The organism is Facklamia sp. P13055 (assembly GCF_050409445.1).
Taxonomy (GTDB): domain Bacteria; phylum Bacillota; class Bacilli; order Lactobacillales; family Aerococcaceae; genus Facklamia.
This window is the reverse complement of sequence record NZ_JBNUPL010000004.1, coordinates 18,042-35,448: the sequence shown is the minus strand read 5'-3', so window position 1 is coordinate 35,448 and position 17,407 is coordinate 18,042. Positions and strand designations below refer to the sequence as shown.

The following is a 17,407-nucleotide window of genomic DNA, read 5'->3' as shown; positions in this document are numbered from 1 at the left end:
TCGAGATATTTTCTCGAGTTTTTTTAATATGTTTTTTTGCTTGACAGAATGTATTTAGATGGTAACATATAGTGGTGATAACTAGATAAAAGGGGTGCTAAGTGACGATAAAAATTGAGAAGATATTAGCTTTCCATTGTCCTTCATGGGATGAATTACCTAAACAGTCCATGTTCAACCAAGAAGTGGTTGAATATATTCAAGATTGTTTGGGCCCAATCATGAATGACGAAGTAGCAATGACTTCCACGATGATTCAAAATTATTCTAAATGGGGTGTCATCCCTAAAATCAAGGGTAGGAAGTATGGACGTCAACAGATAGCCTTTCTTTTAATTATTGCTATCTATAAACGTATTTTGCCTATTGAAACCGTTCGAAGGGGCATTGAACTCCAAACGAAGAGGGTAACGATCGAAGAAGGGTTTGATTTGTTTTCAGAGTCAATTAACAATGCTGTTCAACGTGTTTTTAAAACGGTAGGTCAAAATCGTCCCTTTGTTGTTGAAGGAATTGAAATAAGTAAAAAAACCGAAGGTATTAATGCAGTATCACATGCATTTGCTACTAAATTACTAGCCGAATTGATTATTGAATCAGGTGGTTATGACCAGATAGGAGATTATAATGAATAAATTAGCTATTATTGCAGATACTTCACAAGACTTAAAGGCAGATCTTGCTGAACATTACGGTATTGAAATCATTCACTATATGTTGCAAATGGGAGATAAACACTATCGTGACTTGATTGATATTGATTCTAGGGAATTCTACGAACAGATGCAACATCATGACGTCTTATCGACTGGTATTCCGCCTATCCAAGAAATTATAGATCTTTTGGATCGTTTAGTAGAGAAGGGTTATACTCAAGCAGTAGTAATTACAGCATCTTTAAAATTAACCGGTATGCGTCAATTATATGAAGTAGTTAAAGAACAGTATAAAAACTTAGAAATTTTCATTTATGAATCCAATTATATTGCTTCAATCACTGGTTTACTTTCAATCTATGCTGCTGAACTCAGAGAAGATGGTAAGTCAGCTGAGGAAATTTTAGCTGAATTAGAAAGAGTGGAAAATAAAGCTGGTATTTACGCTCTGTTTAGAACATTGAAATATGTTATTAAGGGTGGGAGGTTTAATAAGTATGCTGGTATGATTGGTGCTTTCTTTAATATTAATCCATTATTAACTATTCATAACGGTGAAATTGAAATCATTAATAAGGCAAGAGGGAAGAAAAGATCTTATGCAACCCTTTTAGCAGCAGCTAAAGAAAAATTGCAAGGAGCTAAACGCTACAAAATCGCTCTTTTTGCCGGCAATAATAACGAAGAAATCTCTCAATTACAAAAAGATTTGGCTGAAGAAATTGCTAATGCTGAAACATCCATTGTGACTGAATTAACTCCCGTTTTAGGAGTACATGCCGGACCTCAGTCAGTAGGTATTTCAATTCTTGTTATTGATTAAAAAAAATAAAAAATGATGAGAAATTCCTAGCCTCATCGTTTTTACTTTGTAAGCGTATTATTTTGACTTGCTTGTTATTAGATTTCAGCTTAATATAATACTATATTCAAGGAAATGAGGAAAACGATGATTGAATTAAGCTTGACTAAAATAAGATCACTTATAGATCCTCGTCCATTTGATAGTTACAAAGGGAACTACGGACATAGTTTGATTATAGCAGGTAATGAACAGATGGCGGGGGCTGCAATATTAGCTGCTAGCGCCTGTGTTCATGTTGGTTCGGGCTTAACGAGTTTGCTAACTGCAAAGACTAATATAAATGTTTGTCATTTGCATACTCCAGAGATGATGGTTGGGAATTGGGCAGATCAAAATTTGAGGAAACAGTGGATTTCTAAAGCAAATCACGTGTTAATTGGTCCGGGCCTTGGTAGGAGTCAAGAAAGTATTGAGATATTAAGTGAAACGCTATCAAGTATCCAACCTAATCAAGTGTTAATTCTTGATGGAGACGCCATTAGCCTGTGGGCGAAAGAAGGTCCATTTTCTTGTAAAGGCCAATTAATCTTTACCCCTCACTTGGGTGAATGGCTAAAAATGCAAGAAGCGAACAATATCAATGATCCTCAGGAATTTTCAGATTCATATCAAGCTATCCTCGTATTAAAATCGCATCAAACTGAGATTTATCAGCCTTCCGGCTTATCTTATAGCAATATCCCGGGCAATGCAGGCATGGCAATAGGGGGAATGGGCGATACCTTAGCTGGTATGATATCTGGATTGATGGGACAGTCTTCATCCCCTTTGGGTGCTGTATTGATAGCTGCTTATATGCACACAGCGATTGCTAATCAAATTAATCAAAAAGAATTTATTGTGTTACCATCCAGATTAATAAAGCAAATTCCTGAATTTATGAAAGATTTATTTGAATTGAAAGGTAATCGATTTGAACGAAGAATTTAAAGCCCAAAAACTAACTTTAAGCCCAAATAGTGATGAAAAAATGTGGATAGCTGAGATTGTGGGAGAAGATCCAGTCTATCGACTGAAAAGAGTATTTCTTCCTGAGTTTAAAAAGGGAACGTATCATTTATACGATGGTATTTATCAAATTCATGGAATCTATCCTGGAATCAGTCCTTTTAGTAAAGAATATTGTATCGTCAAGCACGGACATATGCAAAGAAAAATTCCACTCGAGACAATTTATCAACTCCTACCTCAAATAGAATCACAAGAGAGTAGACGGAAAAAACGGCTCAAGCATCAAATTATTGAGAAGTTAAACGTAATAGGGAAAAAGTTGGAACATGAATTAGTCTGGCGAGACATTGATTATCAGAAGGATCAATTAGATAGTTTAGAGAACTCTCAACAATTAACTTTAACTTTAGGACAGTTAATTAAACAAGAAGAGAAGATTGTTGATTCATATAAAAAAGCAATTGAACGTGGTATTGATGGCTAAGCGTTCAGATTAAAGATTATATAGGGAGCGAAAAAATGAAATTTAATATTGATAGATTAAAACAGACTCTCGAAGAATATTCTCGTTTACTTGAAATGGTAATAGTTATAGCTATTACTTTAAGTGTCGCTGTAGGAATGATTGACTTATTTAAATACGGTTATTTAGTTTTACAAGCAGATGTTATAGAAACCTATTCTGTTTTTCAAAATTTTTTAGGTTATGCTTTGTTGCTTTTAGTGGGAATTGAGTTAATTTTTATGTTGCTTTTTCACTCTCCTAAAGCAGTTTTAGAACTGATCTTATTTGTAATTGCTAGAAAAATGCTGATTTATGCGCAAACAATGGAAGATTTGGTATTAGGATCCATAGCTATCTTTATTGTCTTTGCTACTGTTCACTTTTTGGTCAAGAACGAAGATGGCCATTTATTACGAAATGACGAGGAGTAAAAATACTATGAGAAAAGCCTATCCCCATGACTGGGAATAGGTTTTAATTTATTTTACATAGATAGCCTTTAAATCATCAATAAAGCTAAAGCGAAGAAGAAGCTCATCTGTATCTTCTTGGTTAAGCTCTTGGTCCATTTCAAAGATAGTAATAGCGGGGCCATTAATTTTAGCTCTTTGGTGTGTCATGTATGAGATGTTTATATCATGATCTTGTAGGAAGGTTGAAAGGCGACCGATTGTTCCAATTTTATCTTTATGACGGATAATTAAAGTAGGGCGTTCGCCAGAAAAGCGAACATCATATTCATCATATTTGTTGATTTCGATTTTTCCACCACCTACTGATGAGCCAATGATGGTGACGTGGTTATTTGGACCGAAGATATGAATACGAGCAGTATTAGGGTGATAGTTTCCTAGATTACGCTCGAGGAAATTAATCTTTAATCCACGTTCTTCAGCAATATCACGTATATCAGCTATTTCTGAATCACGAGTCGTATAGCCTAAAACGCCGGCTATTAATGCTAGGTCAGTGCCATGACCTTGATAAGTTTTAGCAAAAGAATCCATTAGGGTGAATACGACTTCCTCAGGTTCTTCTCCTAGAAGTTGACGAGCAACATTACCGAGGCGAACGGCACCGGCAGTATGAGAAGATGAAGGACCGACCATTACTGGACCAATAATTTCGAAACCAGATTGGTAAGACGCGCTAACTCCATCCTCTAAAATCTTTTCACCTGTTCCAGATAACTCAACCTCAACATCAGCTACTAATTCATCTGAATTACCAAAGACCTGTTCTTTGATACGACGGGCAGTAGGAGTACCCGCTACACCACCAATGCCTGTTTCTCTTAATGATTCAGGGAGTTCATTACCAATAGCATCCATAGCGTCAATAACTTCATCCGAAGGAATAATGGATACCACATCAGCTAATGCCATATCAGCAGCAGCCATTGCAGTCAGTGCATGAAGTCCATTCCGAATGATACAAGGGATTTCTACTAAACCTGCAACAGGATCGCAAACAAGTCCGAGTGAGTTTTTAAGTGCTAATCCCACTGCATTACCAACTTGCTCAGGTGTTCCACCTTTCAATTCAACTAGGGCCCCAGCTGCCATAGAAGTGGCAGAACCCACTTCGGCTTGGCAACCTCCTTGGGCGCCGGAAATAGAAGCACGGTTAGCAATAACTAAGCCTAAAGCAGAAGCGGTAAACATCGCACGGACTAATTGTTCCTTTTCAAAATTTCCAGTATCAAGCATATGAACTAAACAAGCAGGTAAAATACCGGCAGAACCTGCCGTAGGGGTCGCAACAATTCTTCCCATTGAAGCATTCACTTCATTGACTGCCATCGCATTTGCGACAACTCTTAATGTGAAGGAATCGATTAAAGAGTCATCCTTTTGGGTATATTCAAAGACACGATGACCATCTCCACCAGTCACACCTGTATGACTCATAACAGACTCCAAAGTACCTTTTCTTACTGAATTGACCATGACATCAAACTGTTCTTCCATAGCAACTAACATTTCTTCCTCAGTAATTCCTCGTAATTCCATTTCATTTTGAATCATTACTTGAGAAATGGTTAGTTTTCTTTCATTAGCTTCATCAATTAAACCTTTTAAACTTGTAAATGACATAAAATCAACCCCAATCCAGATACTTATTTTTACTTAGTGCATTATAGCACAGCCTTACTTGTAATTTAACCTTTTTCAGAAAAATATGCTAGCGTAAATCGCTAGCATTGTTATTATATCTTTGTAAACGGATTCCATTTCTTACTATTTTCGATACCTGTTTTTTTAACAGATTTAACGATGGTTTGGATAACTTTTAAACTGCCATCTTTAATAATTTGACCGAGCAATTTTGTGCTTTCAATGGTTGCAGACCGTTTGATAACTTGATTATCAGCATCTTTCAAGCTGCCCAAATAATCCATAGTAACAATTCCCACTCTTAAGGTTAGTAGGGCATTAATGGATCCTTCTAAAATCGAGTTGGCTATTAAATTAGTAATCGAAACAGAGCCTGGAATCATGGATAATAGACTGCCTCCAAGGATGGAAGAGATGAAAGGTTCCATTTGAGCTTCAATAAGATCTAAGTCTTCAATCCCTCTAGCCATTAAAATTGTGGTTGCAACATTAGTGTATATGGAAAGAACTTTTCCGAAACTCGGACGCGTATCATACACTTTGATCAAATGCCAAACCATTTTCATTAAAACAACTAGAACTGTAAGGGCATCTAAGGAACCATTTTGTGAGATAGCAGTTGTTAAGAAAACCATTTGAGCTTGTTTTTTGATTTCAATTAAGCCATGTTCTCTTAAAGAATGATGGGCCAAGTGAATTTGTTCTTCTGCGGATAAGTTTTCGTGAGCAAGCCAATCGTAATTCAGCTCTTTTAAAGTAGGGTTCTTAATTAGTTTGACTAAACTATCTTTTACATACTGATCGTATTCTTCTGGACCTGCTCCATCTGCTAAATCTATTTCTTTAGGCAACTTCATTAGTTCTCTCACAGTTAGGAATGTAAAATAAATTAACATAACAGCTAGAATAAAAATGACTGTGAGTGCTAAGAGAGGATGGATATAAGCTAAATTACGGTATAATTGCATAAATTGATTGAAAATAAAAATAATGGTTATAATTAAAAAAGTTGAGGCTACTACTTTCAGCCATTGGCGCCAATTATTCAAAAAATCACCCCTCGATTTTATAAGTTTAACATTTTAAATAGAAAGATTACTCCGACCATAGACTGACCGATTGAGCATAAAATTTAATCGGCTTGTGACCTTTTATTAAGGTGATATTTATAAGTATCCATAGCTGAATCCACGACAAAGACCGCTAAACCAATGGCAAGAGCAGTCACCAAGGCTTGATAAAAGGACTGACTAGCTGCAATCAAATTGTTTTGCATAAAGTATTCTGCAGTCTCGTAAATGGCAATTCCCGGTACATAAAGAAAGAAAGCAGGAATGTAAAAAACATTAACGACGGTTTTAAACTTACGTGACATCCACTGGCCCATAATACTTACAATAAGACTACCAATAAAAGTAGCGATAAAGGTATTGGTGTGACTTAGAACAAATAAATAAACAGCATATGAAATGATTCCCGGTATACCTGACCAATAAATGAATTTACGTGGAGCATTGACATTGATAGCTGCTGCTACAGTTGCTAGATAACTAGCAACGAGTCTTAATATTAAATGATTTAATTCCATAAGTTAATCACTCCATATGAGATAGCTAAGCCAATTCCGACACCCAAAGCAAGGCTCAATCCTTCCTTAAAAGCATCTATTAAACGAGTTATACCAGTAGAGTAATCCCCGTGAAGCAAATCACGGATTCCATTGGTAAAAGCCGTTCCGGGATAAAGTGGCATTAAAGTGGCACCAATAACAATATTTAGGTTAAAGCGGGTGGTTACATACCAATGGATAATGGGTAAAACAAAGGCTAGTGAACTTGTCATTAAGACATTGACAGCAAAACGGTTGAGACCAAAGTTATCTTCTGATAGTTTAAAAAATAGAATCATGATGGTTGGAATTAGAGCAATCACCAAATCGCCTAAACCACCTTCTAATAAGATAACATAGGACATGATCAAAAGAATTGTCCAAACAAATTGGTTATGGGTGGTATATTCCTGGTCTTGAATGCTGTTTAGTTTCAAATAGGCTTCTTGTGGACTAATACTTTTGTCTAATAATTGACCAATGATTTCATTGACTTGATGGATGATGCGCATGTGATTTTTGCGGTTTTTCACCCTTACAATAATTGTGCTTCCCACCGGGCTTTCTTCTTTAAACTGACTATTTTGTAAAGCTAAAAATAGGCCAGAAGCAGATGAAAAGACAGCGGGTTGGTCAAAGTTACTTAATGAGAGAATTTGGTTAACTGTTCGCTCAACTCGATAACCTTCAGCTTCTGATTGAATCAAGAGGGTCCCAGCAAGAGTGGCTAGTTGAAGAATTGACTGTTCTCTTTTATCCATGAGCAAGCCCCTTTAGTTTTTTGTCTATTATAGCATATTCTCGATAACAGAATAGAAGTCTGAATCAGAGAAGTTGGATAAATCGTGTTACAATAATAAATAGAGGTGATGATTTGAAAATATCAAAAATTCAGGTTCAAAAAAAGAATAAGCAACGCTATTCTATTTTTATAGATAATCAGTTTGCTTTTGGAATCGATGAGGCAATTTTAATTAAGTTTGCTATCAGAAAAGGTTTAGCAGTCGATCAAGAGTTAATTAGAAAAATTTTAGAAGCTGAATTTCATTATCGTTTTTATCAAAAAACGCTAAACTATCTGTCTTATGGTTTGAAATCTGAACAAGAAGTACGTGATTATCTTGATAAAATGATAAAAGAGTCACAAAGTGAGAAGATGGAAGAAAGGCAGGATTTTTCTAAGGAAATGGAATCTAGTAACTGCAAAACGCCACTAGCTAATCCCAGTAAACAACAAAGGAATGTTGACTATGCATCTTTTGACATTTCAGAAAGTTTGATTGATCAAATTATTGACAAACTAAAAGAACAAAACTTAATTAATGATCTTATTTATGGCCAAGCCTATGTACGCACTCAAGCCAATATCAACCGTAAAGGGCCAAGAAACATTTCTTATGAGCTGAAAATGAAAGGTTTAAATGATCTATTAATTGAAGAAGCTTTAATGGAGTATCCAGAAAATTTGCAACGAGAAAACTTAAAAATGTTAGCGGATAAGTTTATTAAAAGTAAAAAACGATTGTCTTTAGCCATGCAAAAAACAAAGTTATACCAACACCTTAACCAAAAGGGCTATGATCGAACAATCATTCAAACCTTTCTAGATAATTATAAAATGGAAGTCGATCCTGAACTTCAGGAGGATCTGCTGGATAAAGAGGGGCAAAAAATTTTTCGCAAAAGATCCAAAAAACATGAAGGCTACGAACTTAAGCAGCGTCTAATTGTCGACTTGCGCCAAAAGGGATTTGAATATCAAGACATTCAAAATTGGCTAGAGGATAATGAAAGTGTGATGAATATGAAAGGGGAGAATGAGTAGTTAAATGAGTAAATTTATAAGTAGTTATCTTGATTGGTCTCCTCAAAAAATTCAGAAGTTTCGCAAAACAGTATTAACTTGGTACGATGAAGAAGGGCGAGACTTACCATGGCGCCACAGCAAAGATCCCTATCAAATTTGGGTCAGTGAGATTATGCTGCAACAAACGCAAGTGAATACGGTTATCCCTTACTATGAGCGTTTTATAGACGAGTTACCAACTATTCAAGCTTTAGCTCAAAGTTCTGAAGAACAACTGCATCAGCTATGGCAAGGCTTAGGCTATTATTCAAGGGTAAGAAATATGCAATTTGCTGCTAAACAAATTATGAATGATTATGATGGCATCATGCCAAAAACCATGAAGGAGCTATTAAGTTTAAAAGGTATTGGACCTTATACAGCAGCAGCTATCGGCTCGATTGCCTTTGGTTTAGTTGAGCCTGCCATTGATGGCAATTTAATGCGTATTATCGCTCGCTTATTTGAAGTAGAGGAAGATATTGGTCAAGCAAAAAACCGTAAAGTTTTTAAAGCCATATTAGACCCTCTGATTGACCCCAAACGACCGGGTGACTTTAATCAAGCTTTGATGGATATTGGAGCTACCGTTATGACACCAAGCAATTACCGGCCTGAAAACCATATCTTAGAAGAATTTGATCAATCTTATCAAAATGGAACGAGTCATCTTTATCCAGTTAAACATAAGAAGACTAAGCAGATAAGACAAGAATGGCTTGCTTATAAAATTATAAATAAAGAAGGGAAAGTTTTAATGCGTCAGCATCAAACCGGAGAATTATTGTTCGGCTTATGGCACTATCCTTTAGTAGAAGTCGATTTGCTAGCTTTAAAAGATGCAAATGAAGTTAAAGAGGCATTCTTTTATACTTATCTCAAGCCAGATGAAATGGTAATGGAATCTGTTGTAGAAGAAATTCAGCAATACTTTAAAGTCAAGATAGAAAAGCTTACTCCAGCAATAAAACATGTTTTTAGCCATCGAATTTGGCAAGTTGGCATTTTAGCGGTCAATTTTGAAAGTAGTGGACAGCAATTACTTGATCAGCTTCATCTAAATGATAGTAGCTTTCGGTGGGTAGCAGAGAGTGATATAAGTCAATTGGCCTTGTCCTCACTGCAGATAAAATTATTAGATAGTAATAAAGCATCTTCTAATGATGACTTACGACTTTTTTAAATGATGCATCAAACAAATAAGTTTTAAAAAATTTAGACCCCTAGCAAAAAGAGCTAGAGGTCTTTTGATTACAAACGATATATTTTAATTATTAAAAGTCATAGGCTTCTTCTTCTTTTTGGCGTTTTAATTCCATAGCTTGGCTAAATAATAAAGTATCTTTAATTAAACCATCTAAACGGTAATGGATGTTTTGATTAATTATTTCACCTTGATGATAGTCAGCTTCTTCAATAAAGACATAAGAAGGAATAACCATAGCTTTCATATATGAAAGTATAGGCTTCAATTGATATTCGGCAATTAAGTAGTGTTTAGGACTACCTGCTGTAATCACCATTCCAACTGTCTTGTCTCTTAAAGCATTTTGTGGTAAAAGATCGAAAATATTTTTAAGTGTGGCTGGGATGGAGGCTTGGAAGATTGGACTACCAATTATGATAGCATCAGCTTCCATGATTGCTTTTGTAACATAAGCACTATCGCCAGTAAGTTCAACATAGTGATGACCATCCGCGAATTCAATATCTTTTTCAGCTAGATCAATCAACTCCACATCAAAGTCTGAATAGTTTGTTTGAATAATCTCTTTAGTGAGGTTCATAGCAATGCGAGTTTTACTACCCATCTTCGAACCAGAAAGTAAAATTAATCTCATTATTCCACTTCCTTTTCCTTGGTCAATTCTTGGACCGTCTCTCTAAATTTAGCGTGATCGGTTGGCTCAGCTTGATCGGCAGCTTTTTGACCAGTATAGCGGCGAACAGCGGGTAAAACTTTAGCCTCTAAAAGTTCTAAGTTCTTCATTAGATGTTCGAAAGGAATTCCACCAAAATCAATTTGAGCCACATAACGGCTGATACCGAAAGTTTCATATTGATAGAGAATTTTCTCAACGATTTCTTGCGGACTTCCAACGTTAAGAATATCATTAAGGTTTTCTGATTGGGCAAAAGCTCGCTTAGGAAATTCTTGACCATTTGAGAAGGTAAAGCCTTTAGAAATGAAAGTATAGGCTTCTTGTCTGGCTTTTTGTGAAGTTTCAGCTACGTATAGCATTCCAGCAGTTGCCACAGGGAAATCTTGGCTTTGATAGCCACTTTCTTCTAAGGCTTCCCGATAAGACTGAATATTAGCTAAATGAATATCGACTGGTCCAGTTAAATGTGCTAAGAAGATAGGGGCTCCTTGACGTCCGGCTTGAATAGCAGATGTGCGATGGCCACCAACTGCGCGCCAAATTGTCAGTTTACGATTTTGATAAGGTCGAGGTAGAATGGAAGCATTCTTCAAAGGTGCTCTAAATTCTCCCTCCCAATTTATAATTAAATCTTCATTAATCTGACGTAAAAGTTCAAATTTTTCTTCGAATAAGGCTTCATAATCGCGCATATTATAGCCTAATAAATCAAAAAGACCTACACGTGAAGCGCGTCCTGCAATGATCTCCATTCTTCCTTTTGAAATAAGATCCAGGGTAGCAAAATCTTCAAAGATGCGAACGGGATCTGAAGTTGAAACGATGGTTGCAGCAGAAGAAAGTTTAATTTTAGAAGTTGCTTGAGCAATAGCTGCTAAGATAACTGTATGCGCTTGGCTAGTAAAATAAGGTTGGTGACTTTCACCGACACTAAAAAGATCTAAGCCAGCCGCTTCTGCTTCAATACCATAACGAATAATTTCATTGACTCTTTGTTCTTGTGAAATACGGTCGCCAGTAATTGGATGAGGTACATGATCACCTAAAGTATATATACCAATTTCTAGTGGTTTTTTGGGGGAAGTGCTTGAATTCATAATAAGCTTCCTTTCTTTTTTTTATTGAACAAATTATAGCATAAATCTCGAATTTTAGGAAATAATTTATTTTAAGGAGAGAATAAGCTTTCTCTTATAAAATGAAATTTGCTCCCATAAAGACAAGCGAGTATGATATAATATTCAAGGAAAAGTTGATAGCCGAATGGCTAATTATTTACACAATAGAAAGTAGGTTCAGTGATGAAGCAGCCCAGAGAAGGTGAATTCATTACTGTTAAAAGTTATAAACACGATGGTTCTTTGCATCGAACATGGCGCGATACGATGGTTTTAAAGACCAGTGAGCAGTCTATTATTGGGTGCAATGATCATACTTTAGTGATCGAATCAGATGGTCGTCGATGGGTGACACGAGAAGCAGCAATTGTATATTACCATCAACATTTTTGGTTTAATATTGTAGCGATGATTCGTAAAAGAGGTGTCACTTATTATTGTAATCTTGCCTCTCCATATGTTATGGACAAGGAAGCGTTAAAATATATTGATTATGATCTTGATATTAAAATGTTTCCAGATGGTGAGAAGCGATTGTTGGATTTAGATGAGTATGAAGTACATAGTCGACGTTATAATTATCCAGTCGAAATTGATCGCATTTTGAAATATAACATTCAAGAGCTGGTCCGTTGGATTGAGGAAAAAAAAGGTCCTTTTAATCCGGCCTTTATCGATATTTGGTATGAACGTTATTGTCAATTGTCACATCGCAAACGTTATAAATAGTTAATAGTAGAATTCACTGAGAGAGATTTTGTGTAAAACGCAATAGAAGCGATAGTAAATCGTTATTCTATTGCTTTTTTTTAAAATAAAGGATGAGAGAGTGAAGGTATGTATACAAAAGAGAGGATTAAAGAATTAGATCAAATGGCATATTTAGGTGCATTAGGAGCTATCTATTCACCTGATAAAACAGTATTTAAAGTATGGGCACCAACTGCTCGCTCCATCCAATTAATTGTTTTTGAAGGTTATTATGGTCAAGTTAAAGATGAACACCTCATGGTTAAGCAAGGCCCTGTATTCCAAATAGAATTAGCAGGGGACCATCATCAAACAACCTACCGCTTTCGTATTGATTTCAAAGACGGGAGCCAAAAGGAAACAATCGATCCATACGCTCGAGCATGTACAGTTAATGGTAGGAGATCAGTCGTAGTTGATTTGAAAAAAACCAATCCAGCAGGCTGGTCGAAAAGGATGCCGTCTTTTCCTCGAGACGAAGCTATGGTTATTTATGAAGTGAATGTACGCGACTTAACGATTCAAGGCGAATCTGGCATTACTGATAGAGGAAAGTATCTAGGATTGACTCAAACCGACACACGAAATCCTGAAGGGGATTCCACAGGGTTAGACTATCTAAGTGAGTTGGGAGTGACCCATTTAGAATTTTTACCTCTTTTCGATTTTGACTCTATCGATGAAACCTTTGAGCAACCAAATGAATATAATTGGGGTTACGATCCTTATAACTACAATATTCCAGAAGGCTCTTACGCAACAGATCCTTATGATCCTATTGTTAGAATTAAAGAATTAAAACAAATGATTCATGCTATTCATCAAAAAGGGATGCGTGTCATTATGGATGTTGTTTATAATCATGTCTACCAAGTTGAAAACCATCCTCTCCACTTAACAGTCCCGCACTATTATTTTCGCTATGACCAATCTGGACAGTTAACTAATGGCAGTGGCGTGGGAAATGATACAGCATCTGAACGTGTGATGATGCAAAAGTTCATCGTAGACTCTGTTCAATACTGGGCAAGTGAATTTCATATCGATGGATTTCGCTTTGATTTAATGGGTTTGCATGATATTGAGAGTTTAAAAGCTGTTCGAGAAGCTCTTGATGCAATTGACCCTAGTATAATTATTTTAGGTGAGGGTTGGGATATGGCTAGTCCCATTCCACCAGATCAAAAAGCTAATTTAAATAATGCTTATAAAATGCCTAGAATAGCTCAATTTAATGATGGGATCCGAGAGGCTATAAAAGGGAATGATTTTAATCCTGAGGCAAGGGGGTTTATTAATGGTGCTTGGTACATGGAAGAACCACTAGTTAATAATTTTCTAGCTCGCTATGATTCTGAAAAATTTAATAATCCCATGCAAGTGATTCAATATTGTGAAGCACACGATAATTATACACTCTATGATCGGTTAATGATGGCTGACCCTTATCATCTACCGGAAATTATTATAAAAAAACAGCAATTAGGATTGGCTTTAGTCTTGCTAGCCCAAGGGATTCCCTTTATTCATGCTGGTCAAGAATTTTTAAGAAGCAAGCAAGGAGTCAGAGATTCTTATAACCGACCAGATGCTATTAATCAAATCGATTGGTCTCTAATGACTCAACATTGTAAAACGGTGGAATTCGTAAAGGGTTTAATTCAATTAAGAAAAGAAGAGCCTCTTCTACGCCAAACTAGCTATGAGAGCTTACGCTGTTCGACAGAAGTAATTCAAGCTTCAGACCAAATCATGGCGGTTCGTTATGCCGGTAAAAGCTATGATCTCTTGTTAATGTTTAATGGTGGTGAAGAATATGCGCACTTTAATGTTCCTTTAGGCAATTATACGATGTTAGTTTACGATGATGTTGTTGATCTTGAAGAAAATGAATATCTTAATCAAATTAAATCGATTAATTTGCTTCCATATTCAACGACGGTTATTAAACGTTTAAAAAAGAGAACAAAATAAATATAATTCAAAAGAGCGTGAAGATCCTTTTAATCCTTACGCTTTTTTGTGTGAAGTTTTTGACATTTAGTCGTGCTTAGTGTAAGTTTAATAGGCTTTCAGAAAATATAAAAGGAGACTAAAATTGGATAGCGCCAGACCTATTGAAATAGGTGACGAGGATGAGTTTATCGAATTTTCGGCGGATGACTCAAGGCTGTGCAGTCTTTAAGAATAGTTAAAACAAGATCGCGAGAACTTGGACAGAGTCTATTCTATGCACCGAAAGCATAAAATATTGAAAGAAATGAGGCGTATTTTATGTGCGGAATTGTTGGATTTATTGGTGAAGGAAATGTACAAAGAATTATACTTGATGGATTGGCAAAATTAGAATACCGTGGTTATGATTCGGCCGGACTTTATCTTTTAGATCAAGAAGGTAGGGGTCATCTTTTTAAAGAGAAAGGTAGAATTGCCGACCTTGAAAGGGCAGTAAATCAAGAATTTAACTCTAGTATTGGTATTGGTCACACACGGTGGGCAACCCACGGTCCTGCTAATAGAGAAAATGCTCACCCCCATCAATCTAATTCTGATCGCTTTACTTTAGTTCATAATGGTGTGATTGAAAACTATTTAGACTTAAAGAAAACTTACTTAAGTGAAGTATCATTAAAGTCACAAACAGACACAGAAGTAATTGTTGCTTTAATTGCTTACTTCTCACAAGAAGGAATATCTACCAAAGAAGCATTAAAAAAGGTGCTTCAATTGATAGAAGGCTCTTATGCTATTGGATTAATTGATAAAGAAGACCCCACAACTCTTTATGCTGCTAAGAAAAAATCACCATTATTAGTGGGCATGGGAAACGACTTCAATGTAATTGCATCGGATGCAATGGCAACGATTGATTTGACCAGTGAATATATTGAAATTCACGACGGTGAATTATTGATGATTCAATCGGATGGCATTTTAATTGAGGACTTATCGGGTCAAGTCATTGACCGTTCTTCTTATATTGCAGACTTAGATGCTAGTGATCTTGATAAAGGAACTTATCCGCACTATATGCTTAAAGAAATGGATGAGCAAGCTGCTGTAGTTCGTAAAAATATTCTTTATTATCAGAATCAAGATAGTGAATTTACTATTGAAGCTGACCTTTTATCTGAAATTAAGCAAGCGGATCGTCTTTATATTTTAGCTTGTGGGACTTCTTATCATGCAGGTTTAGTAGGTAAAGTGATGATTGAAGACTTGGCGAAAACACCAGTGGAAGTTCATCTTTCATCAGAGTTTTCTTATCACTTGCCGCTATTAAGTCAAAGACCTTTCTTTATATTTATTTCTCAATCAGGCGAAACAGCTGATAGTCGACAAGCTTTAGTGAAAGTCAATGAATTAAACTATCCATCTTTAACTATAACTAATGTCAAGGGATCTACTCTTTCGAGAGAATCGGATTATACACTTTTATTGAATGCAGGACCGGAAATTGCTGTGGCTTCTACAAAGGCTTATACAGCTCAATTAACAGTCTTAGCGATTTTAGCAGATGTTCTTGCAAGCCAAAAGGATTTCTCAATGAAACATGAGTTATCATTAGTTTCTCAAGCCATTGAAAGGGTCCTTACTCAAAAAGATGCTTTAAATTCTTGGGTAAAAAATGGACTTGCAGATAAAGTGCATGCTTTCTATTTAGGGCGTCATATGGATTATTTAGTAGCCATGGAAGCAGCTCTTAAACTAAAAGAAATCTCATACATTCACACCGAAGCTTTTGCTTCAGGAGAATTAAAACATGGAACAATTGCTTTAATAGAAGAGGGAACGCCTGTTACTGCATTAATAACTGACCCAGTAACAGCTTCCATTACGCGGTCTAGTTTAGAAGAAGTGAAAGCGCGCGGAGCCAAAACGTTTGTAATAGCAAGTGAACCATACGCAAGTGAAGGAGACTTTGTTCTTCCATCTGTGCATCCGCTCTTAACTCCAATTGTGAGTGTGGTTGCTTGCCAAATGATTGCCTATTTAGCAACTGTTGAACGGGGGCTTGATGTAGATAAACCACGTAATTTAGCTAAATCGGTAACGGTGGAGTAATTTATAAAAAAAGATGAGAAATGACTGAGGTTTTATCCACAGAAATTTAATTAAAAAGTCATCTGAAGGTTCTGTTTTTTAAATCGAATAAACGCTATAATAGATAATGAAATATAAAATTAGGAGCGAATAAATGAAACCGTCAATTTCAAAACTTCAGCTACAGGTGAAACCATGGGCACTTGCCTATTCCATCTTTATGGTTACTTTAGGCTGTCTCGTCTATGCTGCTGGGGTAAACAGTTTTGTAATCCCCAATCATTTTGGTAATGGTGGAGTGGCAGGTATCGCGATTATCTTAAAATATATCAAGGATATTCCTACTGGGACCACAAACCTCATTATAAATTCTTTTATTCTATTGATTGGTTATCGATTTCTTGAAAAACGTACGTTAATTTTTACAATTTATGCCATGATTGTAACCTCCTGGGCTTTAAACACTGTCTTTCCACCTGTTTTTATTTCAGAAAACCGGCTAATTTCGGCAATGGCAGGCGGAGTTGTAATGGGTATTGGTTTAGGATTAATTCTTAAAGGACATGGTTCTTCGGCCGGAACAGATATTATCGCCATGATTTTAAAGAAATACCTTGGGATTAATTTTGCCACAGCTACCTTTTTATTAAACATGTCAATTGTCTTAGCTTCTGGGTTTGTTATAGGTGCTGAAAACACTATTGTTACTATCTTTATGAAATTTTTAACCTCAGCTGCCTTAGAATTTGTTACGGATGGCTTTAGTCGTCGGAAGGCAATGTTAATTATTACTAAAGAACCAGAACAAGTTTGTCAGATGATTACCGAAGAAATTGCAAGAGGGATCACTGTTTTCAGAGCTTATGGTTATTACACCCATAAGGAAAAAGAAGTGTTATATATTGTTGTATCTAAACAGCAAGTGGTGAAAATAGAGCGACATATTGCTTCAATTGATCCAAATGCTTTTGTTACAGTTAGTGATGTTCAAGAAGTTATTGGACAAGGATTTACTTTTTATAATCCTAATAATAAAAATCGCCGTTTTTACGATGAATAATAA

17 protein-coding genes and 1 pseudogene are annotated in these 17,407 nt (G+C 36.0%); 11 read left to right on the top strand and 7 right to left on the bottom strand.

The features are described 5' to 3' along the window. The first annotated feature begins 101 nt into the window (after positions 1-101). The 5 genes from ACQV2O_RS02515 (at position 102) to ACQV2O_RS02495 (ending at position 3,408) form a co-directional block, all read left to right on the top strand. The gene (locus tag ACQV2O_RS02515; protein WP_428872756.1) at positions 102-635 is read left to right on the top strand and encodes a DUF1836 domain-containing protein; all 534 of its coding nucleotides are present in this window, start codon (positions 102-104) and stop codon (positions 633-635) included. Next, positions 628-1,479, top strand: a complete 852-nt coding sequence (locus ACQV2O_RS02510) for a DegV family protein (protein ID WP_428874896.1) — start codon at positions 628-630, stop codon at positions 1,477-1,479. Before ACQV2O_RS02515 ends, ACQV2O_RS02510 begins: the two co-directional genes overlap by 8 nt. Before the next feature lie 126 nt (positions 1,480-1,605). Continuing rightward, complete coding sequence (locus ACQV2O_RS02505; protein ID WP_428872758.1) at positions 1,606-2,451, top strand: NAD(P)H-hydrate dehydratase; 846 nt, start codon at positions 1,606-1,608, stop codon at positions 2,449-2,451. After that, positions 2,435-2,956, top strand: a complete 522-nt coding sequence (locus ACQV2O_RS02500) for a hypothetical protein (protein WP_428872760.1) — start codon at positions 2,435-2,437, stop codon at positions 2,954-2,956. Before ACQV2O_RS02505 ends, ACQV2O_RS02500 begins: the two co-directional genes overlap by 17 nt. Before the next feature lie 35 nt (positions 2,957-2,991). Then, positions 2,992-3,408 (top strand): hypothetical protein, encoded by a 417-nt coding sequence (locus ACQV2O_RS02495; protein WP_428872761.1) that lies wholly within the window; start codon positions 2,992-2,994, stop codon positions 3,406-3,408. Positions 3,409-3,456: 48 nt separating this feature from the next. Here the strand turns inward: ACQV2O_RS02495 and sdaAB are convergent, their stop codons facing one another. The 5 genes and pseudogenes from sdaAB to ACQV2O_RS02470 form a co-directional block, all read right to left on the bottom strand. Further along, a complete protein-coding gene (gene sdaAB / locus ACQV2O_RS02490; protein WP_428874941.1) occupies positions 3,457-4,146 on the bottom strand; it encodes an L-serine ammonia-lyase, iron-sulfur-dependent subunit beta in 690 nt (229 codons plus the stop codon). 57 nt (positions 4,147-4,203) lie between these two features. Further along, positions 4,204-5,073 (bottom strand): annotated as a pseudogene (gene sdaAA / locus ACQV2O_RS02485) (L-serine ammonia-lyase, iron-sulfur-dependent, subunit alpha); the annotation flags it as partial. 113 nt (positions 5,074-5,186) lie between these two features. Next, complete coding sequence (locus ACQV2O_RS02480) at positions 5,187-6,143, bottom strand: DUF697 domain-containing protein (RefSeq protein WP_428872762.1); 957 nt, start codon at positions 6,141-6,143, stop codon at positions 5,187-5,189. A gap of 83 nt (positions 6,144-6,226) precedes the next feature. Beyond that, on the bottom strand, positions 6,227-6,682 hold the full coding sequence (locus tag ACQV2O_RS02475) for a threonine/serine exporter family protein (protein ID WP_428872763.1): 456 nt from the start codon (positions 6,680-6,682) through the stop codon (positions 6,227-6,229). Then, positions 6,673-7,464 carry a threonine/serine ThrE exporter family protein gene (locus ACQV2O_RS02470; protein ID WP_428872764.1) on the bottom strand — a complete coding sequence of 264 codons (792 nt, stop codon included), beginning with the start codon at positions 7,462-7,464 and terminating at the stop codon, positions 6,673-6,675. Before ACQV2O_RS02470 ends, ACQV2O_RS02475 begins: the two co-directional genes overlap by 10 nt. Positions 7,465-7,577: 113 nt before the next feature. On the opposite strand from ACQV2O_RS02470, the gene ACQV2O_RS02465 reads away from it, so the two are divergent. Both ACQV2O_RS02465 and mutY read left to right on the top strand, forming a co-directional pair. Then, positions 7,578-8,528, top strand: a complete 951-nt coding sequence (locus tag ACQV2O_RS02465; RefSeq protein WP_428874895.1) for a RecX family transcriptional regulator — start codon at positions 7,578-7,580, stop codon at positions 8,526-8,528. A 4-nt stretch (positions 8,529-8,532) separates the two neighbouring features. Beyond that, positions 8,533-9,732 carry an A/G-specific adenine glycosylase gene (gene mutY / locus ACQV2O_RS02460; protein WP_428872766.1) on the top strand — a complete coding sequence of 400 codons (1,200 nt, stop codon included), beginning with the start codon at positions 8,533-8,535 and terminating at the stop codon, positions 9,730-9,732. Between the two features lie 91 nt (positions 9,733-9,823). On the opposite strand, the gene ACQV2O_RS02455 is transcribed toward mutY, so the two are convergent. Together ACQV2O_RS02455 and ACQV2O_RS02450 are read right to left on the bottom strand one after the other, a co-directional pair. Then, complete coding sequence (locus ACQV2O_RS02455; protein WP_428872767.1) at positions 9,824-10,390, bottom strand: NADPH-dependent FMN reductase; 567 nt, start codon at positions 10,388-10,390, stop codon at positions 9,824-9,826. Continuing rightward, complete coding sequence (locus ACQV2O_RS02450) at positions 10,390-11,529, bottom strand: LLM class flavin-dependent oxidoreductase (protein WP_428874894.1); 1,140 nt, start codon at positions 11,527-11,529, stop codon at positions 10,390-10,392. The genes ACQV2O_RS02455 and ACQV2O_RS02450 overlap by 1 nt, the downstream gene beginning before the upstream one ends. Positions 11,530-11,733: 204 nt before the next feature. Here ACQV2O_RS02450 and ntdP point away from each other — a divergent pair, with 204 nt between their 5' ends. The 4 genes from ntdP (at position 11,734) to ACQV2O_RS02430 (ending at position 17,404) form a co-directional block, all read left to right on the top strand. Then, positions 11,734-12,279, top strand: coding sequence for a nucleoside tri-diphosphate phosphatase (gene ntdP, locus ACQV2O_RS02445; protein WP_090289229.1), 546 nt, complete (start codon positions 11,734-11,736; stop codon positions 12,277-12,279). A 108-nt stretch (positions 12,280-12,387) separates the two neighbouring features. After that, the gene (gene pulA, locus ACQV2O_RS02440; protein WP_428872769.1) at positions 12,388-14,274 is read left to right on the top strand and encodes a type I pullulanase; all 1,887 of its coding nucleotides are present in this window, start codon (positions 12,388-12,390) and stop codon (positions 14,272-14,274) included. 300 nt (positions 14,275-14,574) lie between these two features. After that, positions 14,575-16,365 (top strand): glutamine--fructose-6-phosphate transaminase (isomerizing), encoded by a 1,791-nt coding sequence (gene glmS / locus ACQV2O_RS02435; RefSeq protein WP_428874893.1) that lies wholly within the window; start codon positions 14,575-14,577, stop codon positions 16,363-16,365. A 133-nt stretch (positions 16,366-16,498) separates the two neighbouring features. Beyond that, a complete protein-coding gene (locus ACQV2O_RS02430; protein WP_428872773.1) occupies positions 16,499-17,404 on the top strand; it encodes a YitT family protein in 906 nt (301 codons plus the stop codon). Positions 17,405-17,407: the final 3 nt, after the last annotated feature.

Excerpts from the sequence above, each read along its gene's own strand:
- glmS (WP_428874893.1), top strand. The coding sequence starts at position 14,575 with ATGTGCGGAATTGTTGGATTTATTGGTGAAGGAAATGTACAAAGAATT.
- pulA (WP_428872769.1), top strand. The coding sequence starts at position 12,388 with ATGTATACAAAAGAGAGGATTAAAGAATTAGATCAAATGGCATATTTA.
- mutY (WP_428872766.1), top strand. The coding sequence starts at position 8,533 with ATGAGTAAATTTATAAGTAGTTATCTTGATTGGTCTCCTCAAAAAATT.
- ACQV2O_RS02470 (WP_428872764.1), bottom strand. The coding sequence starts at position 7,464 with ATGGATAAAAGAGAACAGTCAATTCTTCAACTAGCCACTCTTGCTGGG.
- ACQV2O_RS02475 (WP_428872763.1), bottom strand. The coding sequence starts at position 6,682 with ATGGAATTAAATCATTTAATATTAAGACTCGTTGCTAGTTATCTAGCA.
- ACQV2O_RS02510 (WP_428874896.1), top strand. The coding sequence starts at position 628 with ATGAATAAATTAGCTATTATTGCAGATACTTCACAAGACTTAAAGGCA.
- ACQV2O_RS02450 (WP_428874894.1), bottom strand. The coding sequence starts at position 11,529 with ATGAATTCAAGCACTTCCCCCAAAAAACCACTAGAAATTGGTATATAT.
- ACQV2O_RS02505 (WP_428872758.1), top strand. The coding sequence starts at position 1,606 with ATGATTGAATTAAGCTTGACTAAAATAAGATCACTTATAGATCCTCGT.
- ntdP (WP_090289229.1), top strand. The coding sequence starts at position 11,734 with ATGAAGCAGCCCAGAGAAGGTGAATTCATTACTGTTAAAAGTTATAAA.
- ACQV2O_RS02495 (WP_428872761.1), top strand. The coding sequence starts at position 2,992 with ATGAAATTTAATATTGATAGATTAAAACAGACTCTCGAAGAATATTCT.
- ACQV2O_RS02430 (WP_428872773.1), top strand. The coding sequence starts at position 16,499 with ATGAAACCGTCAATTTCAAAACTTCAGCTACAGGTGAAACCATGGGCA.
- ACQV2O_RS02455 (WP_428872767.1), bottom strand. The coding sequence starts at position 10,390 with ATGAGATTAATTTTACTTTCTGGTTCGAAGATGGGTAGTAAAACTCGC.